Genomic DNA, 23,744 nt, shown 5'->3' on the forward strand with positions numbered 1-23,744 from the left:
CTCGTGGTGCATGAAACCCCGTTCACCACGCGCTATGTATCGCGCCGGTCGTTTCGCTAGCAGCCGCTGAATTTGGCAGCGCGCTTTTCGACAAACGACTGGACACCTTCTTTAGCATCTTGCGTGTTGTAAAGAAATTGCTGGGTCGTCTGGATCCTGGAATAGGCGTCTTGCCAGCCTGAACCAAGCGATAGCCGAGCATTGGCCATGGTCGCCTGCACGGCCAACGGTGCCTGCGCGGCAATGCGTTCCGCGATCTCCAGTGCCTGCTTAAATTCTTCGCCCGCCGGCACTACTTCCTGAACGAAGTTCATACGATAAGCGTCCTGTGCCGTAAATTCGTCACCCGTAAGCAGGATTTTCATCGCGTTGCCCCACCCCGCGCGATCCACCATCCGTATCGTCGCGCCGCAGCCAGCCATGATGCCGCGCTTGACTTCGAGCTGCGAAAAGCGGCAGTTGTCTGCTGCCACTGCCACTTCAGATGCTAGCATCAGCTCAACTGCCACCGTGAAGCAGATTCCCTTCAGCGCAATCACGACGGGCTTCTTGCGCAGTGGTTCGCGCAGATTGAATGGGTCGACTTCGCCGACCGGAAGTAGCGGTTTACCCTCGCGGCGTAGCGGCGCGATCTTCGGCATATCGAGGCCCGCAGTGAAGTGATCGCCCTCTGCATGGAGCAGTCCACAGAAAATGTCGGGACTCGTTTCGAGAAGCGTGTACGCCTTGGCCAATTCCTCGAACATCTTGGGGGTAAAGCCATTGCGCTTTTCCGGACGGTCAATGCCGATCAACAGAACATGGCCGCGCTGCTCCACGCGAATTTGCCCGTCTTCATGGCGTGTGGTCACTCTGTGCCTCCTTGCGTCTTTTGATGGAGCGCCGACCCGAAGCTCAATTGACAAAGCTTCGTCGCGCATTCACAATTATAAACACCGTTCAATTTACGGACAAGCCTGATTCACCTCGGCGTCGGCAGTCCGGCACGGCGATGCAGCCGCACAAGCCGATCCGCAAAGCGATCGCGCCGCGTCCCGCACAGTCACCGGGTGGCGTACATGTTCGTTTGAATTCGTGCAAGGAAGACTTATGGGCTACGAAACTATTCTCGTTGAAACGCGCGGCGCAGTCGGCTTCATCAAGCTTAACCGACCGCAGGCGTACAACGCGCTGAACAACCTCCTGATGGACGAGTTGACCGCCGCACTCGATGGATTCGAAGCTGACGAAGCGATCGGTGCGATCGTGCTGACCGGCAACGAGAAGGCGTTTGCCGCGGGCGCCGATATCAAGATGATGAGCGACTGGACTTACATGGACGTCTTCAAAAGACAGTTCATCACATCCAACTGGGAGCGCACCGCGCGCTGCCGGAAGCCGGTTATCGCCGCAGTGGCCGGCCTCGCATTAGGCGGCGGTTGCGAACTGGCAATGATGTGCGACTTCATTCTCGCTGCCGACAACGCCCGTTTCGCGTTGCCTGAAATTACGCTGGCGACCATTCCGGGCGCAGGCGGAACACAACGTCTCACCCGTGCACTCGGTAAATCGAAGGCCATGGAGATGGTCCTGACGGGCCGCAAGATGGACGCCATCGAAGCCGAACGCTGTGGCCTCGTCAGTCGCGTTGTGCCTCTCGAAGAGTTGCTCGACGAAGCATTGAAAACGGCGGAGACGATCGGCGGATTTTCGCAACCTGTGGTTGCGATGGCGAAGGAATGCGTAAATCGCGCGTATGAATCGAGTCTCGCTGAAGGCATCCTCTTCGAACGACGCATGGCATATGCAACCTTCGCAACCGAAGACCGCAAGGAAGGCATGGCCGCATTCGCGGAAAAACGCAAGCCTGTGTTCGACAATCGCTGACAACGATGCGCGGGTCTGAACCGCACCTTTGTGCGGATCGGCTAAGGCCCGTGCCTGGATCGAGTCCTTGCCACCCAGTCAATCGCCCAGACGGCTCAAAACCATGAACCCCAAGAAAAATCGTATCACCGAATTGCTTGGCATCGATTACCCGATCATCCAGGGTGGCATGCGTTGGGTCGCTCGTGCGGAACTCGCGGCGGCAGTCGGCAATGCCGGCGGGCTCGGTTTCATTTCCGCCCACACACATGCGAACGCGGACGCGCTGGCTCGAGAAATCGACCAGGTGCGAGCGCTCAGCGACAAGCCGTTCGGCGTGAATCTGACCGTGCTCGGCAGCAACGCCGGACTCGACTACGACGGCTATGTGCGCACGATCGTCGAGCGAGGCGTGTCAGTCGTCGAAACCGCTGGCAGCAACCCCGCGAAGTACATCGCCATGTTCAAGGCGAGCGGTGTCAAGGTGATCCACAAGTGCGTCACCGTGCGGCACGCGCTGAAAGCCGAGTCGCTCGGCGCAGACGTGGTCAGTATCGACGGCTTCGAATGTGCGGGGCATCCCGGGGAAGATGATATCCCCGGACTGATCCTGATCCCCGCCGCTGCCGACAAGTTGAAGATCCCCCTGCTCGCCTCGGGCGGATTCGCCGATGGCCGAGGCCTGATGGCCGCGCTCGCACTCGGCGCGGACGGCATCAACATGGGCACACGCTTCATGCTCACGCAGGAATCGCATGTCCATGCGGCGATCAAGCAGCGCCTGCTGGAAGCGACCGAGCGCGACACTTTGCTGGTCGGACGCACGCTTGGCGACTCGAGCCGCGTGATAAAAAACAGCGTCAGCCTCGCCGCGGTCGAACTGGAGCGTGCCGGTGGTATCACTCACGCCGATCTGTATGCACTGACCGGCGCGAACCGTTGGATGGATGCCTTTGCAAGCGGCGACATCGAAGGCGGTGCGTTTCCGGCCGGAATGGTGACTGGCCTGATCCACGATTTGCCGACCTGTGCGGAACTGATCGCGAGAATCATGCGACAGGCGGCTGACATCGCGCAGCGTGACTTCCCCTTCGAGGTGCCTTCAGCATGAAGCTTGCCGGGGTTCGCGTCGTCGATCTCTCGCAATTCATGCCCGGGCCGATGCTCGCATCACACCTTGCCGATCATGGCGCCGACGTTATCAAGATTGAGCCGCTGACTGGAGATGCGGCGCGCGGTTCGTTAGAGTCGGACAGTGAGTTTTTTGTCGCGCTCAATCGCGGCAAGCGGAGCATCGCACTAGATCTGAAACATGCCGACGGACTCGCTATCGCGCTGAGACTGATCGACAAGGCCGACATCGTGATCGAATCGTCGCGGCCCGGAGTCGCGGCGCGTCTTGGCATCGATTACGACACCGTTAGCCGCACAAATCCCCGCCTTGTTTACTGCTCCTTGACCGCTTTCGGTCAAACCGGCCCGCTTTCGTCGGTACCGGCGCACGACCCCGTCGTACAGGCCATCGCGGGAACGCTGCCGCGCGACGAACGCGGCGCGCCCGTCACGTCCGGCGCATCGCTCGCCGCTTTGGCCGGTTCATTGACGGCCTTGTCCGCAGTGCTGATGGCGTTGTTACATGCGCGCGAGACGGGTCATGGGGACTTCGTGGACATATCGCTTTACGACGCGGCGCTGACCGCACAACCCCATCTGACCGGCCACGCGCTCAACCCTGTCGACGGACACGATGTCGAGGCCCCGCATGGCGACAATGCGATCGCACTGCTTGCGGCGTACCGGACAGCCGATTCGCAATGGCTTTGCCTCGGCGGACGCGAACTCGACTTCGCAACCAACCTGCTGACGCCCCTCGGCCGGCCCGACCTGATCCCCGTCGCAGTCGGACCGACAGGCGAAGCGCAGGCCGGCCTGCGCGCGTTCCTCACCGAAGTTTTCCTGACGCGCACGTTGAACGAATGGCTCGAGTGGTTAGAAGGACGTCGCGTCAGTTTCGCACCGGTGCTGTCGCTGCATGAGGCGCTCTCGCATCCACAGGCTCGCGCTCGTCAGATGGTGAGAATGGATGCGACGGGCCGCCAGCACATCGGAAGCGCGATTCGATTCCAACGCGATCCGGCAGAACCCGACCTATCTATTCCGGCCATCGGCGAGCATACGGCAGAGATTCTCGGGACACTGGGGTATACCGCCGAATACATCGCCGCTCTGGATCAAGCCGGTGCTGTCCGCACGCGGAACCCGAGAACCAAGGCGTAACGTCATGCCCTTGCTCCTGCAACCGGACTCGATCGATTTCGCGTCCATCGTTCGTCCTGGCGACACCGTCATGTGGGGCCAGGCAAACGCCGAACCGGTGCCGTTGACGCAGACTCTCATCGCGCAACGGCGGCAAATCGGTCGCTTCCGTGTGTTCCTGGGGGCGAGCACCACCGACACCTGCCAGCCGGTCCACGCAGACTGCATCGACTTCGTTTCGTACTGCGGAGCCGGCGCGAACCGGGTACTGGCGCACGCGGACGTACTCGATGTGCTGCCGTGCCACTACTCGCAGTTTCCGCAAATGATCCACTCGGGCGCGCTCAAGGTAGACGTGCTGCTGTTGCAACTCGCGCCGCCCGACGCCGAGGGCCGATACAGTCTGTCGATTGCGCATGAGTATCTGATCCCGGCACTCGATACCGCGCGTGTGATTGTCGCCGAGATCAACGAACGGGCACCGTGGACCTACGGCGAGCGTTATCTGCGCGATGACGACCTCGACTTCATCCTGCCGACCTCGCGCGCGCCGCTCGAAAATGCACCAGCCAAAGCGGGCGATATTGAACGGGCAATAGCCGGCCATATCGCTGGGTGGATTGATGACGGCTCAACGCTTCAGTTCGGTCTCGGCGCGATTCCCGAAGCTGTTCTGGGGCAGCTGTCGGACCGGCGAAACCTGGGTGTCCACTCCGGCACGATAGGCGACAAGGTCGCCGATCTGATGGAGGCTGGCGTTATTAACAATGCGCTAAAGAACGTGGACAGAGGCGTAACGGTTGCGGGCGTCATGATGGGCAGCCGCCGCATTCACGATTTTTCGCATCGCAACCGCAAGGTGCAATTTCGCTCGACGAGCTATACGCACGATGTCGACGTGCTCGCCCGCATCGACCGATTTGTTGCGATCAATTCTGCACTGGAAGTTGATCTGAGCGGGCAGATCAATGCGGAAGTCGCCGGCGGCAGGTACGTCGGCGCCGTGGGCGGCGCGCTCGACTTCCTGCGCGGAGCACGGCTCGCCAAAGGCGGCCTGCCGGTGATCGCCCTGCCTTCGACAGCAGCCAAAGGCGTAAGCCGGATTGTGTCGGCACTCAGTGGCCCGGTCAGCACGCCGCGAAGCGACGCCGGCATCATCGTGACCGAATATGGCGTAGCCGACTTGCGGGGGCTCAGTCTGAAACAGCGACGCGAGCGCCTTCTGGCGATTGCTCATCCTGACTACCGGGCCGCCCTTGAACATGCCACTAGCGGCTCCGGCTGACTTCCATTGCCCAACCCGCAGCCACCGGCCAGACGTGATGCCGGGCAGCGGCTTCCATCCCATTTGAAGAGAACCCTATGAAACGCGCAGCGATTGTCTCTCCAGTACGAACGCCGGTCGGCACTTTCGGCGGCAGTTTGCGCAGCGTGCCGGTCGAAGAGCTCGGCGCTCTGGTTACCAGAGAGATCTTGAAGCGTAGCGGGCTCGATCCCGCTCGCATCGATGACGTAGTGTTCGCGCAGTCTTACGCGAACAGCGAAACGCCTTGCGTTGGGCGCTGGATCGCATTGCAGGCTGGATTGCCGGTGCAGGTGCCAGGCATGCAACTCGACCGCCGATGCGGCGGCGGACTCCAGGCACTCGCTACGGCAGCGATGATGGTCCAGACAGGTGCCGCCGACGTTGTGCTCGCAGGCGGGGTAGAGAGTATGAGCAATATCGAGTACTACAGCACCGACATGCGTTGGGGCGCACGCGCGGGTTCGGTGCAGTTTCACGATCGGCTCGCGCGCGGCCGCGAACGCTCACAGCCAGAGGAGCGTTTCGGTCACATCTCGGGCATGATCGAAACGGCCGAGAATCTCGCAAACGACTATCACATCAGCCGGGAGCAGGCGGACGAGTATGCGGTGCGCAGCCATCGGCGCGCGGCCGAAGCGTGGGGGTCGGGTCGCATGGCCGATGAAATCGTACCGGTCCTGGTCCCGCAAAAAAAAGGCGCCCCCCGGCTCTTCGACAAAGACGAAGGATTCCGCGAAGACGCTAGCATGGACAGCCTCGGCAAGCTGCGCACGCAAATACCCGGAGGCACCGTCACAGCGGGTAATTCCAGCCAGCAAAACGATGCGGCAGCCGCCTGTCTTGTGGTCAGCGAAGACAAGCTCGAGGCACTGGGGCTGGAGCCGATGGCCTGGTTCAATGGCTGGGCCGCAGCGGGTTGCGAGCCGTCACGTATGGGCATTGGTCCAGTGGCCGCCGTTCAGAAACTGATGACACGCACAGGGTTGTCGATCGATCGGATGGATCTGGTCGAACTCAACGAAGCATTCGCCTGCCAGGTGCTTGCCGTGCTCAAGGGATGGGAATGGAACGATCCAGACCGGTTGAACGTCAATGGGTCTGGCATCTCCCTGGGCCATCCGATCGGCGCGACAGGTGTTCGGATGATGACCACTCTGCTCTTCGAGTTGCAACGCCGCAAGGCCCGCTATGGTCTCGAGGCGATGTGCATCGGTGGCGGCCAGGGTTTGGCCGCTCTGTTCGAGCGTGCCTGAGCTGCGGCGCCGGACCGGCGCCCACCTCACTTTCGATTGAGAAAGCGCTCGCGTCGAATGTGCACTTCTTCTGAAGCCATCAACGCGTCGTAAATGGCACGCGCCGTTTTCATCCCCGTTTCGAAGTCGACACATTCGACGGCGGCGCCGATCGCCACAAGTGCCTGCGCATGCACGGCGCTTCCGACCTCTTGCCCGATGAGATAGGCGCGTGCCTCTTCAAGCACCTTTGCAGTGTGATTTGTCACGACCGGCAGATGGCGGATCAGCGGTAACGAAATGTCATTGCGCTCGACGAGTGCATGCGCCAGCTGCACAGCCGAGGTCAAAGCCTGACCGTGTCCGACGATCCGATCGAACAAGGCGGTTCCCGCAAACGCCGACGCCGGTTCCATGCGAGCCGACAGAATCATATCGATTGCGCGTCGAAGGTCCAACGCCCGTGGCAGGCGTTGCGTACCCGACAGCGGAATGGTGCCAAGTGCGACCTCTGGCAGACCAATCCTGGCATCGGCCTCGACGACGCGATAGTGACATACCAGCGCCGTCTCCAGCCCGCCACCCACCGCCATGCCATGAATGGCGGCAATGACAGGCTTGTTCATCGACTCGATCATCGGGTGAACATGCATCGACAGTCCAGGCGATGCCGCCGCCCCAGGAGTCCCGAATTCGCGGATATCTCCTCCGGCGCAAAAGCCTTTGCCGCGGCCGGTAAGGATGACAGCTCGCGCATCTTCATCCGCTCGAGCCTGTGTGAAGGCTCGCAACAAACCCGACCGCACCGCAACGCTCAAAGCATTAACCGGCGCAGAGTCGATCGTGATGGTTGCAACGCCGTCGACACAAGCGTAGCGCACATCGGTGTCGATATCGGCCATTACCAACGGCATCTGGGGTTAGCCCGGGCCTCGAATCAAACCTCGATCATGATGAAGTCGCCCTTCCCTGCCCCGCATTCCGGGCAAGCCCAGTCGTCTGGAATGTCAGCCCAACGCGTACCAGGCGGAAAACCTTCAGCCGGGAGCCCGATCGCTTCGTCATAGAAAAAGCCACAGAAGATGCATTGCCACTGTTTCATAGTTGTCGATCTGCTATTTGATTGAAGAGACTCAGGTTCCGACTTTCCAGGTCAGCGGCAGGTACAGCATGCCGTTTACCGCGCCCGAGCCACACCGTGGTTTGTCACCGTCACGAATACTGAAGTCGGGAATCCGCTTCAACCATTCCTGCAAAAATACCTTGATCTCAGTGCGCGCGAGAAACGATCCGGGACACCGATGCGGCCCATTTCCGAATGCCGCGTGCAGCACCGGCTTGCGGGTCAGGTCGACCTCCAGCGGATTGGCAAACTTGCGATCATCCAGGCCGAACAACGAATTGGGCAACTGGATCTGATCACCCTTCTTCAGCGTAACGCCCTTGTAATCCGTGTCTTCAGTGACGACCCTCGCCGTATTCGCCACACCGAACCGGCGAATCAGTTCGTCGACAGATGAAACCATCAGTTCAGGATGCTCGATGAGTTGCCGCCGGTGGCCCGGATTCTCTGCCAGAAAACGGGCCACGAAACCCATTAGAGACGCGACAGTATCGAGGCCGCCGAAAAGCACGACGATGAACATGCCGAACATGCGCTCGGGGCGCATCGGCTCGCCGTCGATCTTTCCATTCGCAATCAGACTGATCAGATCTGCGCCGGGGTTGGCCTGGCGTTCAGCCACCCACTTCGAGATGTAGCCGCCGAGCAGATTCTGCGATTCGAGCCGCTCATCGACCGTGCCACGCACCGCCATCTCGGCCCATTCCAGCAGCCGTTCGCGGTCACCCAGCGGAAGGTCGGCAAGACGCAGGAAAATCACGATGGGCAAGATCTTGGCGAATTCGGAGACGAACTCACATTCACCACGTGGCGCCAGCTTGTCAATCAACTCCACTGCGAGGTTTCGCGCGTCCTCTTCGACGGACGCGATTGCTTTCGGCAGAAACGAAGGCGAAATCAGATTCCGGTAAGCGGTATGCTCGGGCGGATCGAGCTCAAGGGGCACCAGCTGCGTCTGCTCCAAAGACGGAATATTGACGCTGCGATGCGAGAAATGCGCATGGTCCTTCTGCATCGCCTCGATGTCTTCCCCCCGCGTCGCGATCCAGTGCCCACCATAGTATGGAGACCAGACTATGTCGGGGCCACGGTGCAAAGCCTTCCATGCGAGATGAACGTCATCGGAGGCGCCCACCGGATTCATGTAGTCAAAATCCACCACCAGCTCATCCGGCACGTGGTCCGGCACGCTCCAGTTCTCTGGATAACTCATTTGCGGGTCTCCTTGCGGCTCGAACCCGAGTCGCGTTACGTTCATAATATGCAACGACGTTCAGTTTTGCTATTATAGGCACACTAACTTTCTACATCAACGCCTAACGAATGGAGACGACGGTGAGCGATATCGTGAAGGATAAGGTTGTGGTCGTAACGGGAGCCGGAGCCGGCATCGGGCGCGACTTCGCGCTTCAGTTCGCGGCGGCCGGCGCGAAGGTGGTGGTCAACGACCTGGGACGACACGCGCAGAGCGGTGAGTTCGCGGCGGATCGAGTCGTGGCGGAAATCAAGGAAGCGGGTGGCCAGGCCGTGGCCGCTACCGATAGCGTCGCCGAATGGGAATCGGCACAAAAAATCGTGCAGGCCGCGCTGGACACGTTCGGGCGGATCGATTGCGTGGTGAACAACGCTGGTATTGTGCGCGACCGGATGTTCTTCAACATGAGCCCGGAAGAATGGAAGGCCGTCGTCGACGTACATCTGAACGGCTCGTTTTTTGTGGCAAGAGCTGCCGCGCCGCACTTCAAGGCCCAGAACGGCGGCAGCTACATCCACATGACATCCACCTCCGGTCTGATTGGCAATATCGGCCAGGCCAACTACTCGGCCGCCAAAATGGGGGTCGTCGGTCTATCGAAGTCGATAGCGCTCGACATGGCGAAATTCAATGTGCGATCGAACTGCATTGCACCGTGGGCGTGGACTGCCATGACCGCTTCGATTCCGTGCGAAACGCCGGAACAGAAAGCCCGAGTTGAGATCATGAAAAAGATGGAGTCCCGCAAGGTCGCGCCGCTCGCGGTCTACCTGGCGTCGGACCGGGCGGCAAAGGTATCAGGGCAGATTTTCGGTGTTCGAGCGAACGAGATCTATTTCTTCAATCAGATCCGGATGGTCCGCTCTCTGCACCGCGACGCCGGCTGGACACCGGAATCGATCGCCGATCAGGTTATGCCCGCCTTCGAATCGAGCTTCTTCCCGAATGTGCCGTCGCTCACACTGACGCCTTGGGATCCGGTCTAGGTTAAAGTCTCATGCTCCCGGCCGTTCCAGGCGGAGCAATCACCACGGCCGGCCGCGCCTGCGGCTGGCCGTAGCAAACAAGACGACAAAAAGAAACTGATCCGCATGGTCAACGCCATTATCGCGGGCACTGCCGACGCGTCGACGGTCTTCATCGTGCACGAGCATAAGCAGACCAACAAAGCGGCACTCCGACTCGTCGTCGGCAAGCCGCACACCGCGGCGACGTTCTCTCTTTGGGTCGGAATGTTCATGAATCTGATGACGGTGTACTTCCTTAACAGTTGGTTGCCGCTTATCATGAAAGACAACCACTTCAGTCTCGCTAACGCGGCTCTGCGCTTCGGCGGGATCTTGGGCGTGTCCATCGGTGCTGTGCTTCTCGGCTTTAAGTGGAGTTTCGGTGAATTGTTCCTCGCTCTGTCAGTACCGATTGGTCTAGCCATTATCGCGGCCTACATCAAGGGCTGTCATGACATGTCAGAAGAGGAAGCAGTCCTGCGCGGCGCTCACGGTCGTCGAATCGGGCGTGTACGCGCTACTTGCCTGCTGGTTGGTTCCGGATCATCGCTAATTGGCGCTGAGCTTTAAGGAGAACAGGCAAATCCACCATCCGGCCGTTCACCGAGACCGCACCGCCACCTGCGCGCGCGAACGCCTCAACCACCTCGCGAGCGTGCGCGAGATCTTCTTCACTTGGGCTGAAAGCCGCGTTGACATGTGGGACCTGCTTCGGATGGATGCAGAGCTTGCCGCCGAAACCGAGACCTCGCGCATTCAATGAATCGCTGGCAAGTTGGTCCATGTTATCGAGTGCGACGGTCACTCCATCCACCGGCGGCAACAAACCGGCGACTCGGGCCGCAAGGACAACGCGGGAGCGCGCATAGAGCAGCGCCTCCCGGGAGCCGGAGCAATCCAGATCGAGTTCGAAATCGACCGAGCCGAACACAAGGCGCTCTACGCCAGGCATCTTCGCAACCTCGAGTACCTGCCACACGCCCAAAGCCGATTCGATGATTGGCAATATCGGTTTCGCGGTCACACGCGCGACGGCTTCGAGGGCCGACGCGCTTTCCGCCTTAGGCAGTACGACGCCGTCGATACCGTCTCGCGCCAGCAACGCCAGGTCATCCTCAAACCACGGCGTACCGAAACCATTGACGCGCAGTAGCACGCGCGCAGACGACGCGCCAAACGTTGTCACCGCCTCGGCGACATGTTGACGAGCCTGCCCCTTGTCGGCTTCACTAACCGCATCTTCGAGATCTACTATCACTGCATCGGCACCAGAAGCAAGCGCCTTGACGAAACGCTCAGGCCGGATAGCCGGAACAAAAAGAAAGGAGCGCATAGTGCCTCGGGAAAGTAAAAGGTTACCTGGCAAAGTAATAGCGTGGTACGCCGTATGAACGATCGGCTAGGCAAGCACCGCATCGGCTTCCATCCGCAACGTACCGTCGTTGCCGGCGATCCACAACCTCACCGTCTTCCCTTGGTCTCCATCAGTTTGCCCGCAAACAAAGAACGCAGCAGTATCAATCACCGGGCTCCTTGCACGAAACGAATAAGCCTTGACCGTCTCTTCCGGTAATTCACGATGCAAAAGATCGAGCAGCAACGTGGCTAGCAGCGGGCCGTGCACGACCAGTCCCGGGTAGCCTTCCTGCTCCACCGCATACGGCCGGTCGTAGTGGATGCGATGGCCGTTCAATGTCAGCGCTGAATAGCGAAACAGCAGAACCGGGTCTGGATGAATCTCACGCTTCCATTGCGCGCTCTCCGGTGCCGCTCGCAGTATCGGCGGCACTTCGCTAGCGGCTGGATGATCCCGATAGACGATATCCTGGCGCTCCGTCATCGCCAGGCCCGCGGCATCATGAACCTCGTGCAACACCTTAACGAATACGAGATCGCCACTGCGGCCGTTTTTGTAGGTCACATCCTCGATCGTCGAGAATCGAGTGATCTTGTCCCCTGCTCGCAAGCGCCGCGAAAAGAGAAGCTGACTGCCTGCCCACATACGTCGGGGCAACTGGACCGGCGGCAGAAATCCACCACGCTTAGGATGACCGTCTGGCCCCACGAGCGACTGTCGGTGAACAGGCAAAAAATAGAGCCAGTGCCACAAAGGCGGCAACGCGTCTCCTGGCGCAAAAGGTTGGCGGTCGTGGTCAAGCGCCGCGGCAAGCGCGTTCATTGGTGTGAGAGCAAGCGTGTCTGAGACGGTCTCGCGCTTGCCGACCCATTGCTGCAAATAGGCGAGATCAATTGGCATGACAAGAACCTAGCTCAGATTTAACGCCTGACGTATCGCCTGTGCGATAGGCAGCAATGGGTCTTCGTCCGGCGAAGAAGGGTTGAAGAGTTTGTTGTGGCAGATCGCGACCGCAAGGCCGGTGTCAGGATCGGCCCAGCCGATCGAGTTTCCCTGCCCTGGATGACACAACGCGCGCGGCGACTGAACGGCCGTCACCGGTGGGTGCGTCCCACCGAACCAGAACCCGCCGATGGTGATCGGAATCGGAAATCCGAACATAACCGGGTCGGGTTCCTCGCTGTTCGCCCGCGGCGTATTCAAGGTCGCAACAAGTTCCTTCGACAGCAGCCGTACGCCATCGATTTCGCCACCGCCCGCCAGCATCGCCCAGAAGCGCGCTTCGCTTTGCGCGTTGAAGATGCCTCCCACTCCGGCCACCTCTGCGCGACGCACGTCGCGCCGTTCGAATACCGTTGGGTTCAACGCAACCTGCTCAGGCATGGAGGCCAGAAAAAGCGGCGGCAGATATTCAGGCGGCACCGGCAACATCGCGTCCGTGAGCTTTGCAATGCGCGACTCGACTGCATCCGGGATGCCAATCCACAAGTCGGCGATGCCTAACGGCTGCGCAATTTCGTCGCGCACGAATCGCCCCAACGAGCGCTTCTGCGAATCGGCCCGTCTAACCAGTTCACCGACGATCCATCCGAACGTCATCGACAGATAGAGCGTTTTCGTACCCGGTTCCGCTAGAGGCTCCAGGTCGGCAATCGCGGCTGTCATCCAATTCCAATCGCACATCAGCTCGGGCGTCACGCCTTCTGGCATCTGCGGCACGCAGGCACGATGCGTCAACACGTCTCGAACCGTCGTGCGCGCCTTGCCGCGTGCGGCATATTCCGGCCAGTAGCGCGCAACGGGTGCGTCGTAATCGATGTGGCCGCGATCGACCAGGATATGCAATGCGGTCGCTGCTACGGCCTTGGTGACGGAATAGACGTTGAAAAGCGTTTCGCCGTCCACGAGGCGTCCCGTGCTCGGATCGGCCAAACCGCTCCACGCGTCAATCACCAGCTTGCCGTCCAGATAAGCCGCGACCTGGACGCCGATCTCGCCGCCTTCGCGAGTCGCATAGTCCAGCGCCCGCTGAACGATCTCTGCGCCGTTACACTCTTGCACCGATTTGTTCACGCCGTGTCTCCTCGATAAAGGTTTCGCGGCCTCCGGCCGCGACGTTCAAACCGTTGCCGCGATACCCGCCAATCCCTCCAGCGCGAGTCCGTAGCCGAGCTCGGCGACCATGCGGCGCTTGAAGGGATGGGAAAAAACAGTGCGCGTGTAACGCAGCGTTTCGATGGGCTTCGCAGCCAGTTCTCTTGCCAGCTCCCAAGCACGCTCGAGTAGGCGTCCGGAAGCAAGCACTTCGCTGACGACACCGAGTTCGAGCGCTTGCAGCGCGGAAAGATGCTGGCCAGTAAGCAGGAAATATCGACTGCGGTTGGGACCGAGCAACATCGGCCAGACAACCTGAACCCCGTCTGCCGGTACGACGCCATGTACGAAATGTGCCTGATCGGCAATGTCTGCATGCTCCACGGCTAGCACGATATCTGACAGTGCAAGCAGTTCCGCGTGAATGTGCGCTGGGCCGTTGATCGCGCCGATCACCGGAACCGGAATATCCAGCAGCTGCATAAGGAGGTCCAGCCCCTCTCGCTGGAGCCGCGGCCAGATCTTCGCCATCGGCTCTGACGGTAACTCGGCGTAATTCATGCTATCGCAGAAGGCATCGCCCGTACCCGTCAGGATGACGACCCGGTTTTCAAGGTCGCGCGCGACCTGATAGAACGCCTCGCCGAGCTGCGTATGGATGCTTCCATCTAACGCGCCCCATTTGAGCGGTCCGCCATCGGTATGCAACTGGATCAGAAGAATGCCGTCGCATCTGTCGAAACGAATGTTTGCATATCGGTCGCGATACTGATCAAATTGGGTCATCGTGCGTCCTCCAGAATCAGATCGGCAGCCCGCCACGCCATTGCCATCATCGGGCCGTTGGTATTGCCGGAAATCATCGTTGGCGTAACCGACAGATCCATCACGCGAAGGCCGTCAACGCCGCGAACGCGCAGCCGGGAATCAAGTACAGCGAGGCTGTCCGTACCCATCTTGCAGGTACCGCAAGCGTGATAACCCGACTGACCTTCGCGCCGGTACAATTCGAGAATTTCGTCGTCAGACTGAATGGCAGAACCAGGTCGCGTCTCGCCATCCAGCAGGCTCGCCAAGGGGTCTGCGGCAATGATTTTGCGCATCAGCCGGAATGCGTTGACCGCCATGCGCTGATCGTATGGATCGGCAAGATAGTTGCCGGTCACCTCGGGCGGCGTAGCGCGATCAGCGGAAACAATTCTCACGTGCCCTTGGCTCTCAGGCCTGAGCGGATAGCTGAACAGCTGCATGCCGGGAAACGATTCGAACCCGTAGCCGGCCGCATCGAAATCCAATGAATACGGCGCCATCATCAGTTGCACGTCAGGCCGCGTTGCATCAGGCGCAGTTTTGACGAAGCCGCCGACTTGATACGAACCCAGTGCCAGTACGCCGCTGTGGAACAGAAAATACCGCAGCGCGTTGCGCCACAAACGCACTCCAGCGAACTCACGGTTCTGCGAATCGCGCCAATGCTTGAGACGCGCTTGAACCATATACAGCAAGTGTTCGCGCAGGTTCTGGCCCACGCCATGACTTTCCGCGACCACACGGATACCCAGCGACCGCAGATGCTGTGGGTCACCCACGCCCGACAGCTGCAATAGCCGCGGCGACTCCAGCGCGCCCGCTGAAAGCACAACCTCGCGGCGTGCCCGGTACGCGGTGTCGACACCACCTCGCTGGCACTGCACGCCCACGGCCCGCGTGCCCTTGAATACGATCCGGCTGACTTCGGTACCCGTGACTACCGTCAGGTTCTTGCGCTTCCTCGCGGGCTTGAGAAACGCTTCAGCCGAACTCTGCCTCCGTCCATTGCGGATCGTGTAGGTCAAGTACGCGACGCCTTCGTGGTCGAGCCGGTTGATGTCCTCAACGCGCCGTACGCCGAGCGACCGGCAGGCCTCGAGGACCGCTTCGCCGAGACGGTTGCGTTGCGCGTACAGTGACACCTTCAGCGGACCGCCTTCGCCGCGCAGTTCATCGGCACCGAGCGCGTGATCTTCGATGCGCCTGAAGCAGGGAGCTACGTCTCCCCAGCTCCAGCCTTCAACGCCCTGCGCTGCCCAGCCGTCATAATCCGCTGGATGGCCGCGCATGTAGACCATGCCATTGATACTGCTTGAACCGCCGAGCATCTTGCCGCGCAACCAGACCTCATTTCTATGTCCATTGCCGTTGTCCGGCTGAACAGGAATGAACCATGCGTGGGCGGGATCGCCAAGCAACTTTCCGAACCCTTTTGGCATCCTGATCAATGGATCGGTATCCTCCGGACCCGCCTCTATCAGCAAAACCTCATGGCGCCCGCTCGCTGACAGGCGGTTGGCCAGCACGCATCCGGCTGCCCCCGCCCCCACGACGATATAGTCGAACTCGGTCATCAGTTCAATCTCCGACGGCTTTTTGAACGGTCTCGCTTCGGGCGATCTACCAGCGTTCCGGGCCGCGTGTTGTTGTACCTGTAGCGTCAAGACCCGGCAGCAAATGCTTGCTGGCGCCTGACGCCCTTGATGCTCAGTCAAATACAATCGGGATCGAGTGCGGGACGCGCATCATGATTCCATTGATCAGCGGAGCAGGTGCCGCCGGATCGAGACGCAGGTTGGGCAAGCGGTCAAGGACCGCGTTGAGTGCACGTGTCATCTCGACGCGCGCCAAATGCTGGCCAATGCAGACGTGCGGCCCATACGCGAAAGCGAAATGCCGATGCGTGCTGGTGCGGAAAATATCGAATCGGTCGGGATCCGCGAAACGGCTGGGATCTCGATTGGCGCCGCCGGCCACCACGTCGAGGAACGCCCCTGCGGGAATATCGACGCCTCCGAGTGTCACATCGCGCGCCGCCATGCGTGATTGCATCAACACCGGTCCATCCCAGCGCAGCGCCTCTTCAATGGCACGTGGCACAAGTGTGCGGTCCGCGCGCACGGCGTCGAGTTGATCCGGATTCCGCAACAAGCCAAGCAGCAATACGCTCGTCGCACGGTAAGTCGTATCGCCCCCTGCGTTCACCAGTTGCCGGAGGAACGAAATGACGACCTCTTCTGGCAAGCGTTCGCCGTCGACCTCAGCCGTCGCCAGCATACTGACGAGGTCATCGCCAGGGCTCTCCCGACGTTGCGCGACGAGTTGCGCGAAGTACTTGCCGAGCTTGGCAGAGGCTTCGACTCCGTGCTCGATATCGACCGAGACGAGGGTCTGCGCGATAGCAAGCTTGTGAAATACCTTAACGTCCTCCGGCGGCAGCGCCAACTGACGGTAAATGATGTTGAACGGGTAATGAAGCGTGAATTCGTGCACGAGGTCGGCACGGCCGCGACCGACGAACTTCTCCATCAGGTCGTTCACTACCGGGTCGACCAGCGTGTCACCCCATGCGGCCACCGTGTTGGGCAAGAACGCCTTCTGGAAAATCCGCCGATACATCGGGTGCTCTGGCGCATCCATCGTCGAAATGCTACGGCCAAAACTGATCCCAATGTTGCGTTCGTAGGACCGGTTCGAGAAGGTCGCCGGATCGCCCAACACTTGCGCAACCTCGGCATAACCAAACACACAATAGTGCTCGACGTCGGACATTGTCAGGTCGGCATGCGCGCCCATGAGCACACGATAATCCCCCTTCTGCACTGAACCCTGCTCGCGCAATGCCGCGATGCGTGGATAAGGATCGGTATCTGCGCCGTAGGCCAATGAGTCTTCGAAGAAGGGATTGAACGCTGGATCGTCGAAATCCTGAAGTCTCATGTCATTGCCCATGATGCCGTCTCCTGTTATTGAGGTGATAGGGCACGAAAAACTCGCGCGCAAGAGCCCTACCCGAGTGCTAATATGTGAACTATGTTCGAATTTGCACGATTGTGCAAGAGAGAATTTTTATCTGCGGATCGTGTTGAAGTCAGCGACATCGGCTACCGTCGCTGTCCCGCCGATTTGCTACAGGGAAGCAAGTCATGCCGCGTTACAGCAACAGTTCCGTATTTGCCGCAACCACGACCAGGCTTGTCGCAGCGAGCGCGCCTGCTGCAAGCACGCGACGTACGACAGCCGAGCGCATCCTCGACACCGCCGAAGAATTGTTCGCACTACATGGTTACTTCGGCACATCGATCCGCGACATCATGCAAGCCTGCGAGCTGGAATTCAGTCTTGCGCGCTATCACTTCGGGAGCAAGGATGCCCTTTTCCGCGAAGCGATTGGACGGCGAGCAGCAGTCATCAGCCAGCAGGTGACCGAATCGCTCGATGAATTGCTGGACAGCACTCATGACGCGCCGCCGAGCATCGGCGCGATTGTCACCGCCCTGTCGGCACCGGCATTCGCGCATTTGAAAAGCGGCGACCGCGGCTGGCACAACTACCTTCGGCTGCTGACCCAGAATAGTTGTTTGCTCGAACGGCCCGATCTGACGGCACCTTTCTACGACCAATATGCGGCCACCGCGGCGCGTTATCGTGAAGCATTCGCGATCGCACTACCCAGGGAGGACCCCGACACGATCAGACTGATGCAGAGCTTCGTCGAATCGGTATTTCATCTGGTGCTGAACGAGCTATACGCGCGCATCACGAAAGCAAGCTCAACCGTCGGCGCTTCGCAACTGTCGTCAGTGGAGATTGAAAGCATGCATTCGTACCTCGTCCGCTTCGCCACGGGTGGCATCGATGCACTTGCCCGGCCGGCCCATTCGTCCCCGGATTAGCGAGCATTGACAGTCACCCACCGACTTGTTCACAATTGAGAACAATATTCATAAATGTGGATCGCTGTTGTTGCGTCATGGAATGCGCAATGGCGACGCGAGACAGGAGTTCGCCTTCATGACCATCGCAGCTCCCCAGGACACCGTATTGATCGTCGGCGCCGGCCACGCAGCCGGCGAATGCGCAACCAGCATTCGTGACCAAGGCTGGGCCGGCCGCATTGTGCTGGTTGGCGAGGAGCCCCATCTGCCGTATCAGCGGCCGCCATTATCCAAAGCCTTTCTATCTGGCGAGCTCTCGGCCGAGCAGCTTTACCTCAAGCCCCAAGCCACTTACGACAAGGCCAGGATCGAATTTATTCCGAATACGCGGGTCGAGCGCATCGACCCCGCCGCTCACACGGTCACCCTGTCGGACGGACGCGAAACTGGCTATACGAAGCTTGTCATCGCCACCGGCGGGCACGCACGGAGGCTCGAACTGCCGGGCATCGAGGAGATTGAAAATCAGCCGAACTTCCACTATCTGCGCACGCTCGCTCACGTCGAGCGCATCCGCGCGCAGTTTCATCCGGGCGTGCGTCTTGTCATCATAGGCGGCGGGTATATCGGCCTGGAAGTAGCGGCAATCGCTGTCAGGCGAGGCCTGCATGTCACCGTTCTGGAAGCATTGCCGCGTGTACTCGCGAGAGTCACGGCGCCCGAACTCTCGGCGTTCTATGAGCAGGTGCATCGTGAAGCCGGCGTTGACGTCCGCACCGGCATGGCGGTAAGCGGCTTCGAACTCGATGCGTCCGGCGATGCCGTTGCAGCGGTTAGATGCGCCGACGGTTCACGCATTCCGGCAGATCTCGTCATCGTCGGCGTCGGCCTGCAACCGGCCACCGAACTCGCGGAGACAGCGGGGCTCTCCGTGGACAACGGTATCGTTGTCGATGAGCACACCCGCACTTCTGATCCCGACATCTTTGCCATAGGCGACTGCACCAACCATCCCAATGGACTGTTCGGCCGACGCTTGCGGCTTGAGTCGGTGCCGAACGCGATGGAACAGGCGCGCACGGCAGCGGCCACTATTTGCGGGAAGGAACGGGTGTACAACAGCGTGCCATGGTTTTGGTCCGATCAATACGATCTCAGGCTGAAGATGGTGGGCCTGTCGCAGGGATATGACGAATTCGTGCTGCGGGGTGCGCCGGAAAGCCGTTCGTTCTCGGCTTTCTATCTGAAAGAAGGCGTGATGCTCGCCGCCGACACCGTCAGCCGCCCACAAGAATTCATGCTGGCGAAACGTTTTGTCGGCGAAAAGATTCCCGTCAAGGCAACCGAACTCGCCGACGATTCGATTCCGCTTAAGAGCCTCCTCCCCGCAGTCTGATTCACCCTTCCACATCCAACGACATCATGCCTATCATTCGATTCATTCAACCGGACGGCACCGAAACCGTCACGACCGCCAAGCTTGGCGAATCTGTCATGCAGACCGCCGTCAGCAATCAGGTGCCGGGCATCCTGGGAGACTGCGGCGGCAGTTGCAGTTGTGCTACCTGCCATGCCTATGTGGATGATGCATGGGTCAACCACATGCCGCCGGCTGAGTCGTACGAGACCGACATGCTGACCTGCGCCATGGATGTGCGGGAAAATAGCCGCCTCACATGCCAGATCAATGTCACGCCAGAACTCGACGGACTGGTGATTCGCCTGCCCAGCGCGTCATAAGAGGATTGCGCTGCCCCGGCCCGCGACTCCCCGGCAGGCGTCGCGCCACGGGAAGAGTCAGGGCGAGCGCGTGAGCGTGTCGATCGTGACGGCCTCGCCGGCCTCCCAGAACGACGTCCAGGTCGGGAACGTCTGCGGCAGGCGCGGCTGGTATTTATCGCTGTCGTACTTTCCGGGCCAGTTCTGAAAGCGCGGCGTTCCCGGCCGCTCCAGCCAGTCGGTCGAATACCAATGGCGCTCGTCGCGGCGCTCAAAATACCAGGCGCCGTCACGGCGCACATAGTGATCGAAATAGCAGATCGCCATGACTATCCATTTGCCGTTATCCTCGTGCTCCGCGCGACAATACACCTGACCGGATGCGTGGTCCTCGTCGACCAGGTCGATAGCGTGTCCACATATCTGGTGAATGCTACGGTAGAAGGAACGAAGGATATGTCCGGATCCGTAAAACGTTTTCAAGGCTGCCCGGCCGGTGCCCCACCGGCCGCAATTGACGTCGTCGGTGAAGAGCCCAACGAGGGCGTCGAGGTCGCGAGAATCGACTGCAATCGCGTAGCGAATCGGCAACTGCTGGATCGCTAGTTGCGCTTCGACGCGCTCAATTCGGGCGAGATGGGTATCCGTCATCACGTTGTCCTCGCCGCGCCTATCGTCTCGCTGGCCGAGGCTCGAGCACGGATCTCGTCCGCATAGTAGGGCTGATGAGACAGCAAACCGCCGTCCACGTTGATGATTTGCCCTGTGACGAAAGCAGCCTCATCGGACGCCAGATACACCACGGCATGCGCCACATCTTCGGGCTGCCCGAGCCGCGGCGTGAGATGATGGCTGAGCATCATCTCACCCGCCGGTCCCGCGTAGTGCCCCACCGTCGCCGGCGTCACGATCAGGCCCGGCGCGATTGCATTGCAGCGAATCCCCTCCTTGCCATGCTGCGTGGCAACGTAACGCGTCAATGCTTCGATGCCTGCCTTGCAGACGCCATAAGCGCTATAACCAAGCGCACCTGCCTGGGCCGCGCCTGACGACGTATTGATGATCGAACCGCCTCCGCGAGCGCGCATAAGCGGGATCGCATAGCGCGACGCGAGCATGGTACCGCGCAGGTTGATGCGCATGGTGTCATCCCAGACGGAAACCTCGACTGCTTCCACGGCATCATCGACGGTGCTCGAAATCGAAGTTGCCGCCGCGTTGTTGTGCAACACGTCGACGCCACCCCATGTTTCGTATGTCAGCGCGAACAACGCAGCGATCGAGGCCTCGTCGCCAATATCGACCTGTGCGGCAATCGCCTGACCGCCGTTCTGCTCAATACGCCGGACTTGCGCCTTGGCTCCGTCGACATTGCGGTCCGCCACGACCACCTGTGCGCCTTCAGCGGCGAGCATCGCGGCACAGGCTGCGCCAATCCCCGATGCGGCGCCCGTGACAACGGCAATCTTTCCCTTAAGTCGTGACATATGCCAATTTCCCCATGATTGCAGCCGCTTCGAATCAGTGCGTCGCAGCAAAACGCGCGAGGTGGAAGTCGATGTCTCCGAACATCTTTTCCATCATCGTCATTTTGCGGAAATAGTGGCCCACCTGATATTCCTCGGTCATGCCCATGCCGCCGTGCAACTGGATCCCTTGCGCGCAGACGAAACGGCTCGCGCGTCCGGCGACCGCCTTCGCGGCCGATAGCATGCGGCTGCGCTCCGTTGCCGGCCGCCCTAAATAAGCAATGCCGCAATAAAGCATCGAGCGCGTCTCCTGGACGGCAACAAACATTTCGGCCATCCGGTGTTGCAACGCCTGGAACTTGCCGATCGGCTGACCGAACTGCACCCGTGCTTTGATATATTCGGCCGTGATGTCCATCACGGCTTCCATCACACCAAGGATCTCAGCCACGCTCGCGAGCGTGGCGAGCCCCACCGCTGTCTCAAGCAATTGTGGCGCAGTTTCAGGAGCGCTCAGCAACGCCGACTCATCCAGTTCGACGTTACGAAACTCGATGTCCGCGGCGCGAGATCCATCGAGCAGGCGATACGTACGACAACTCACACCCGCTGCGAGGCGATCGACGACAAATATCGCCGGACCTTCGGCCGAATCATCGAGCCGCGCGGTTACGAGCAACTGGTCCGCCGATCCGCCTCCAATCACGAGCGTCTTGGCGCCGCTCAGCAAATAGCCGCCTTGCATCCTGCGGGCGCTGGTATGCGCGTCGCAGCCCAGCTTGAAGCGCGAGCCCGCCTCGCTGTCAGCCAGTGCAAGAAGTAGCCGGCCCTCGATTACGGCAGGCAGGAGAGCCTGCCGCTGCGCCTCCGAACCACTGCGATCGATAATCGTCGCGCATAGCACCGCCGTTTGCACAATAGGCTCGAGCACCATGCCGCGGCCGAACGCCTCCATGACAACAGCCGTTTCGACAAATGAGCAGGCAAGACCGCCCACATCTTCGGGGAGCGTCAGACCGAGCCAGCCGAGTTCCGCGTAAGACTGCCAGCGTGCACGGCTAAAACCTTCTTCGCTCGCGGCAATTTCCCGGCGCGTTTCGAATCCATATTCCTGCTGGATGAATCGCTCCACGCCGTCCTTCAGCATCAATTGTTCGTCGGAAAGATTGAAGTCCATGGTCAAAGTCCAAAGGCGAGCCGGGCAATAATATTTTTCTGCACTTCCCGCGCGCCGCCGTAAATGGTCGAAGCGCGGCCGATGAGATAACCTGTCGTCCGGCCGGCTACATAGCCGGGCCATGCCTCGTCCGCTAACGGATTCTCGGCGCTCCAATCGCCGTGTTCCTGGAAGCGCATGCTGCGAGGACCGAGTGCGTCGATCTGCAACTCCGTGACGCGCTGCTGCATCTCTGAGCCGCTGATCTTTAGCGCCGAAACCACCGCATCGAGATTGCGCGTGGTCTTTTCCTCTGCGAGTATTCTCAGCACCGACCATTCGAGCGCCAGCAAATCCACTTCAACCGCCGCCACCTTGCGGGCGAATTCCGGGGTGTCGATCAGACGAACCCCGTCAATCGTTTCCTGCTCGGCGATGCTCCTCGCACGCTGCAACTCACGCTTGTTGAAATAAAGAAATGCGCTCGTCGTGCGCTCCTTTTCCAGCAGATATTTCGCGTAGGTCCAGCCCATCCCGGCCTCTCCGACCAGATGCGCGCTCGGCACGCGGACGTTCTCGAGAAAGACTTCGTTGAGACCTGTTCCACCTTCGATTGAAACGATCGGGCGCACGGTGATGCCTGGCGTGTCCATCTTCACGAGCAGAAACGAGATGCCGCGCTGCGGTTTAACCGTCGTATCCGTCTTGACGAGAAAGAATCCCCAATCAGCGATCGTGGCGTCGCTGGTCCATATCTTCTGACCGTTGATCACATATTCGTCGCCGTCGAGCACGGCAGTAGTTCTGAGCCCCGCCAGGTCCGAGCCCGCATTCGGCTCAGAAAAGCCCTGACACCAGAACTCATCCCCAGAGAGAATGGCGGGCAGAAAGCGCTGCTTCTGCCAGTCCGAGCCGAACGCGATGATGACGGGCGCAACCATGTGCGTTCCCTGCCAGCCGTAGTCCATCGCATCGGCGTTGTACAGCTCTTCCATGAAAATGTGCTTGCGAAAGCCGGACCACCCCGTTCCACCGTACTCCACCGGCCAATGCGGCGCACCCCACCCGCGCTGATGAAGAATGCCTTGCCACGTGCGGATGTCCTCTCTAGCCGGGGGATGAGCGCCAATCGTCCAGCGATGGGAGATCCCAGCCGGCAACTGCTCCGTGAAGAACTGTCTCACTTCTTGACGAAACGCTTCGTCGTCTGGGCTGTACTCGAAATGCATGTCTGGCT

At 60.2% G+C, this 23,744-nt stretch carries 24 protein-coding genes; 10 read left to right on the forward strand and 14 right to left on the reverse strand.

Translation table 11 applies throughout. From position 1 onward, the window contains the following. Positions 1-56: 56 nt before the first annotated feature. Positions 57-851: a crotonase/enoyl-CoA hydratase family protein gene (locus tag B0G73_RS32695; RefSeq protein WP_106285265.1), complete on the reverse strand. Its 795-nt coding sequence runs from the start codon at positions 849-851 to the stop codon at positions 57-59. A 238-nt stretch (positions 852-1,089) separates the two neighbouring features. Here B0G73_RS32695 and B0G73_RS32700 point away from each other — a divergent pair, with 238 nt between their 5' ends. The 5 genes from B0G73_RS32700 (at position 1,090) to B0G73_RS32720 (ending at position 6,660) form a co-directional block, all read left to right on the forward strand. After that, complete coding sequence (locus B0G73_RS32700; protein WP_106285266.1) at positions 1,090-1,866, forward strand: enoyl-CoA hydratase; 777 nt, start codon at positions 1,090-1,092, stop codon at positions 1,864-1,866. A 103-nt stretch (positions 1,867-1,969) separates the two neighbouring features. Further along, entirely contained in the window at positions 1,970-2,956 is a 987-nt protein-coding gene (locus B0G73_RS32705) for a nitronate monooxygenase family protein (protein ID WP_106285267.1), read from the forward strand. After that, complete coding sequence (locus tag B0G73_RS32710; RefSeq protein ID WP_106285268.1) at positions 2,953-4,122, forward strand: CaiB/BaiF CoA-transferase family protein; 1,170 nt, start codon at positions 2,953-2,955, stop codon at positions 4,120-4,122. The genes B0G73_RS32705 and B0G73_RS32710 overlap by 4 nt, the downstream gene beginning before the upstream one ends. A 4-nt stretch (positions 4,123-4,126) precedes the next feature. Further along, positions 4,127-5,386: an acetyl-CoA hydrolase/transferase family protein gene (locus B0G73_RS32715; RefSeq protein ID WP_106285269.1), complete on the forward strand. Its 1,260-nt coding sequence runs from the start codon at positions 4,127-4,129 to the stop codon at positions 5,384-5,386. 77 nt (positions 5,387-5,463) lie between these two features. Continuing rightward, positions 5,464-6,660, forward strand: a complete 1,197-nt coding sequence (locus tag B0G73_RS32720) for an acetyl-CoA C-acetyltransferase (RefSeq protein ID WP_106285270.1) — start codon at positions 5,464-5,466, stop codon at positions 6,658-6,660. Positions 6,661-6,686: 26 nt separating this feature from the next. Here the strand turns inward: B0G73_RS32720 and B0G73_RS32725 are convergent, their stop codons facing one another. The 3 genes from B0G73_RS32725 to B0G73_RS32735 are packed head-to-tail and all read right to left on the reverse strand — an operon-like array spanning position 6,687 to position 8,975. Continuing rightward, complete coding sequence (locus tag B0G73_RS32725; protein WP_106285271.1) at positions 6,687-7,541, reverse strand: enoyl-CoA hydratase/isomerase family protein; 855 nt, start codon at positions 7,539-7,541, stop codon at positions 6,687-6,689. A gap of 35 nt (positions 7,542-7,576) precedes the next feature. Further along, entirely contained in the window at positions 7,577-7,741 is a 165-nt protein-coding gene (locus tag B0G73_RS32730) for a rubredoxin (RefSeq protein ID WP_106285272.1), read from the reverse strand. A gap of 31 nt (positions 7,742-7,772) precedes the next feature. Beyond that, the gene (locus B0G73_RS32735; protein ID WP_106285273.1) at positions 7,773-8,975 is read right to left on the reverse strand and encodes a cytochrome P450; all 1,203 of its coding nucleotides are present in this window, start codon (positions 8,973-8,975) and stop codon (positions 7,773-7,775) included. A gap of 122 nt (positions 8,976-9,097) precedes the next feature. On the opposite strand from B0G73_RS32735, the gene B0G73_RS32740 reads away from it, so the two are divergent. Then, entirely contained in the window at positions 9,098-10,003 is a 906-nt protein-coding gene (locus tag B0G73_RS32740) for an SDR family NAD(P)-dependent oxidoreductase (RefSeq protein WP_106285341.1), read from the forward strand. Between the two features lie 105 nt (positions 10,004-10,108). Beyond that, complete coding sequence (locus B0G73_RS32745) at positions 10,109-10,594, forward strand: hypothetical protein (RefSeq protein ID WP_106285274.1); 486 nt, start codon at positions 10,109-10,111, stop codon at positions 10,592-10,594. Here B0G73_RS32745 and B0G73_RS32750 read toward each other — a convergent pair. The 6 genes from B0G73_RS32750 to B0G73_RS32775 form a co-directional block, all read right to left on the reverse strand. After that, on the reverse strand, positions 10,542-11,357 hold the full coding sequence (locus B0G73_RS32750) for a CoA ester lyase (protein ID WP_106285275.1): 816 nt from the start codon (positions 11,355-11,357) through the stop codon (positions 10,542-10,544). The two genes, B0G73_RS32745 and B0G73_RS32750, sit on opposite strands and share 53 nt — an antisense overlap. A 66-nt stretch (positions 11,358-11,423) precedes the next feature. Continuing rightward, positions 11,424-12,281 carry a MaoC family dehydratase N-terminal domain-containing protein gene (locus B0G73_RS32755; protein ID WP_106285276.1) on the reverse strand — a complete coding sequence of 286 codons (858 nt, stop codon included), beginning with the start codon at positions 12,279-12,281 and terminating at the stop codon, positions 11,424-11,426. A gap of 9 nt (positions 12,282-12,290) precedes the next feature. Continuing rightward, positions 12,291-13,454: a serine hydrolase gene (locus tag B0G73_RS32760; RefSeq protein ID WP_219907302.1), complete on the reverse strand. Its 1,164-nt coding sequence runs from the start codon at positions 13,452-13,454 to the stop codon at positions 12,291-12,293. 45 nt (positions 13,455-13,499) lie between these two features. Further along, the gene (locus B0G73_RS32765) at positions 13,500-14,261 is read right to left on the reverse strand and encodes an enoyl-CoA hydratase/isomerase family protein (RefSeq protein ID WP_106285277.1); all 762 of its coding nucleotides are present in this window, start codon (positions 14,259-14,261) and stop codon (positions 13,500-13,502) included. After that, the gene (locus B0G73_RS32770) at positions 14,258-15,859 is read right to left on the reverse strand and encodes a GMC family oxidoreductase (RefSeq protein ID WP_106285278.1); all 1,602 of its coding nucleotides are present in this window, start codon (positions 15,857-15,859) and stop codon (positions 14,258-14,260) included. The genes B0G73_RS32765 and B0G73_RS32770 overlap by 4 nt, the downstream gene beginning before the upstream one ends. Before the next feature lie 133 nt (positions 15,860-15,992). After that, positions 15,993-17,237: a cytochrome P450 gene (locus B0G73_RS32775; protein ID WP_106285279.1), complete on the reverse strand. Its 1,245-nt coding sequence runs from the start codon at positions 17,235-17,237 to the stop codon at positions 15,993-15,995. 194 nt (positions 17,238-17,431) lie between these two features. Here B0G73_RS32775 and B0G73_RS32780 point away from each other — a divergent pair, with 194 nt between their 5' ends. The 3 genes from B0G73_RS32780 (at position 17,432) to B0G73_RS32790 (ending at position 19,903) form a co-directional block, all read left to right on the forward strand. Further along, a complete protein-coding gene (locus B0G73_RS32780) occupies positions 17,432-18,181 on the forward strand; it encodes a TetR/AcrR family transcriptional regulator (RefSeq protein ID WP_106285280.1) in 750 nt (249 codons plus the stop codon). A 118-nt stretch (positions 18,182-18,299) separates the two neighbouring features. Continuing rightward, a complete protein-coding gene (locus B0G73_RS32785; RefSeq protein ID WP_106285343.1) occupies positions 18,300-19,559 on the forward strand; it encodes an NAD(P)/FAD-dependent oxidoreductase in 1,260 nt (419 codons plus the stop codon). A 26-nt stretch (positions 19,560-19,585) separates the two neighbouring features. Next, positions 19,586-19,903: a 2Fe-2S iron-sulfur cluster-binding protein gene (locus B0G73_RS32790; protein WP_106285281.1), complete on the forward strand. Its 318-nt coding sequence runs from the start codon at positions 19,586-19,588 to the stop codon at positions 19,901-19,903. 57 nt (positions 19,904-19,960) lie between these two features. Here B0G73_RS32790 and B0G73_RS32795 read toward each other — a convergent pair whose 3' ends face one another. Genes B0G73_RS32795 through B0G73_RS32810 form a run of 4 tightly spaced genes read right to left on the reverse strand, consistent with a single transcriptional unit; the run spans position 19,961 to position 23,736 of the window. Continuing rightward, on the reverse strand, positions 19,961-20,533 hold the full coding sequence (locus B0G73_RS32795) for a nuclear transport factor 2 family protein (RefSeq protein WP_106285282.1): 573 nt from the start codon (positions 20,531-20,533) through the stop codon (positions 19,961-19,963). After that, entirely contained in the window at positions 20,533-21,369 is an 837-nt protein-coding gene (locus B0G73_RS32800) for an SDR family oxidoreductase (protein WP_106285283.1), read from the reverse strand. The genes B0G73_RS32795 and B0G73_RS32800 overlap by 1 nt, the downstream gene beginning before the upstream one ends. A 34-nt stretch (positions 21,370-21,403) precedes the next feature. Then, a complete protein-coding gene (locus B0G73_RS32805) occupies positions 21,404-22,528 on the reverse strand; it encodes an acyl-CoA dehydrogenase family protein (RefSeq protein WP_106285284.1) in 1,125 nt (374 codons plus the stop codon). A gap of 2 nt (positions 22,529-22,530) precedes the next feature. Continuing rightward, positions 22,531-23,736 carry an acyl-CoA dehydrogenase family protein gene (locus tag B0G73_RS32810; RefSeq protein ID WP_106285285.1) on the reverse strand — a complete coding sequence of 402 codons (1,206 nt, stop codon included), beginning with the start codon at positions 23,734-23,736 and terminating at the stop codon, positions 22,531-22,533. Positions 23,737-23,744: the final 8 nt, after the last annotated feature.

The organism is Paraburkholderia sp. BL25I1N1, assembly GCF_003002025.1.
GTDB lineage: Bacteria > Pseudomonadota > Gammaproteobacteria > Burkholderiales > Burkholderiaceae > Paraburkholderia.

Excerpts from the sequence above, each read along its gene's own strand:
- B0G73_RS32710 (WP_106285268.1), top strand. The coding sequence starts at position 2,953 with ATGAAGCTTGCCGGGGTTCGCGTCGTCGATCTCTCGCAATTCATGCCC.
- B0G73_RS32810 (WP_106285285.1), bottom strand. The coding sequence starts at position 23,736 with ATGCATTTCGAGTACAGCCCAGACGACGAAGCGTTTCGTCAAGAAGTG.
- B0G73_RS32735 (WP_106285273.1), bottom strand. The coding sequence starts at position 8,975 with ATGAGTTATCCAGAGAACTGGAGCGTGCCGGACCACGTGCCGGATGAG.
- B0G73_RS32785 (WP_106285343.1), top strand. The coding sequence starts at position 18,300 with ATGACCATCGCAGCTCCCCAGGACACCGTATTGATCGTCGGCGCCGGC.
- B0G73_RS32720 (WP_106285270.1), top strand. The coding sequence starts at position 5,464 with ATGAAACGCGCAGCGATTGTCTCTCCAGTACGAACGCCGGTCGGCACT.
- B0G73_RS32745 (WP_106285274.1), top strand. The coding sequence starts at position 10,109 with ATGGTCAACGCCATTATCGCGGGCACTGCCGACGCGTCGACGGTCTTC.
- B0G73_RS32750 (WP_106285275.1), bottom strand. The coding sequence starts at position 11,357 with ATGCGCTCCTTTCTTTTTGTTCCGGCTATCCGGCCTGAGCGTTTCGTC.
- B0G73_RS32775 (WP_106285279.1), bottom strand. The coding sequence starts at position 17,237 with ATGGGCAATGACATGAGACTTCAGGATTTCGACGATCCAGCGTTCAAT.
- B0G73_RS32715 (WP_106285269.1), top strand. The coding sequence starts at position 4,127 with ATGCCCTTGCTCCTGCAACCGGACTCGATCGATTTCGCGTCCATCGTT.
- B0G73_RS32700 (WP_106285266.1), top strand. The coding sequence starts at position 1,090 with ATGGGCTACGAAACTATTCTCGTTGAAACGCGCGGCGCAGTCGGCTTC.
- B0G73_RS32795 (WP_106285282.1), bottom strand. The coding sequence starts at position 20,533 with ATGACGGATACCCATCTCGCCCGAATTGAGCGCGTCGAAGCGCAACTA.
- B0G73_RS32705 (WP_106285267.1), top strand. The coding sequence starts at position 1,970 with ATGAACCCCAAGAAAAATCGTATCACCGAATTGCTTGGCATCGATTAC.
- B0G73_RS32790 (WP_106285281.1), top strand. The coding sequence starts at position 19,586 with ATGCCTATCATTCGATTCATTCAACCGGACGGCACCGAAACCGTCACG.
- B0G73_RS32725 (WP_106285271.1), bottom strand. The coding sequence starts at position 7,541 with ATGGCCGATATCGACACCGATGTGCGCTACGCTTGTGTCGACGGCGTT.
- B0G73_RS32730 (WP_106285272.1), bottom strand. The coding sequence starts at position 7,741 with ATGAAACAGTGGCAATGCATCTTCTGTGGCTTTTTCTATGACGAAGCG.
- B0G73_RS32780 (WP_106285280.1), top strand. The coding sequence starts at position 17,432 with ATGCCGCGTTACAGCAACAGTTCCGTATTTGCCGCAACCACGACCAGG.
- B0G73_RS32800 (WP_106285283.1), bottom strand. The coding sequence starts at position 21,369 with ATGTCACGACTTAAGGGAAAGATTGCCGTTGTCACGGGCGCCGCATCG.
- B0G73_RS32805 (WP_106285284.1), bottom strand. The coding sequence starts at position 22,528 with ATGGACTTCAATCTTTCCGACGAACAATTGATGCTGAAGGACGGCGTG.
- B0G73_RS32765 (WP_106285277.1), bottom strand. The coding sequence starts at position 14,261 with ATGACCCAATTTGATCAGTATCGCGACCGATATGCAAACATTCGTTTC.
- B0G73_RS32770 (WP_106285278.1), bottom strand. The coding sequence starts at position 15,859 with ATGACCGAGTTCGACTATATCGTCGTGGGGGCGGGGGCAGCCGGATGC.
- B0G73_RS32755 (WP_106285276.1), bottom strand. The coding sequence starts at position 12,281 with ATGCCAATTGATCTCGCCTATTTGCAGCAATGGGTCGGCAAGCGCGAG.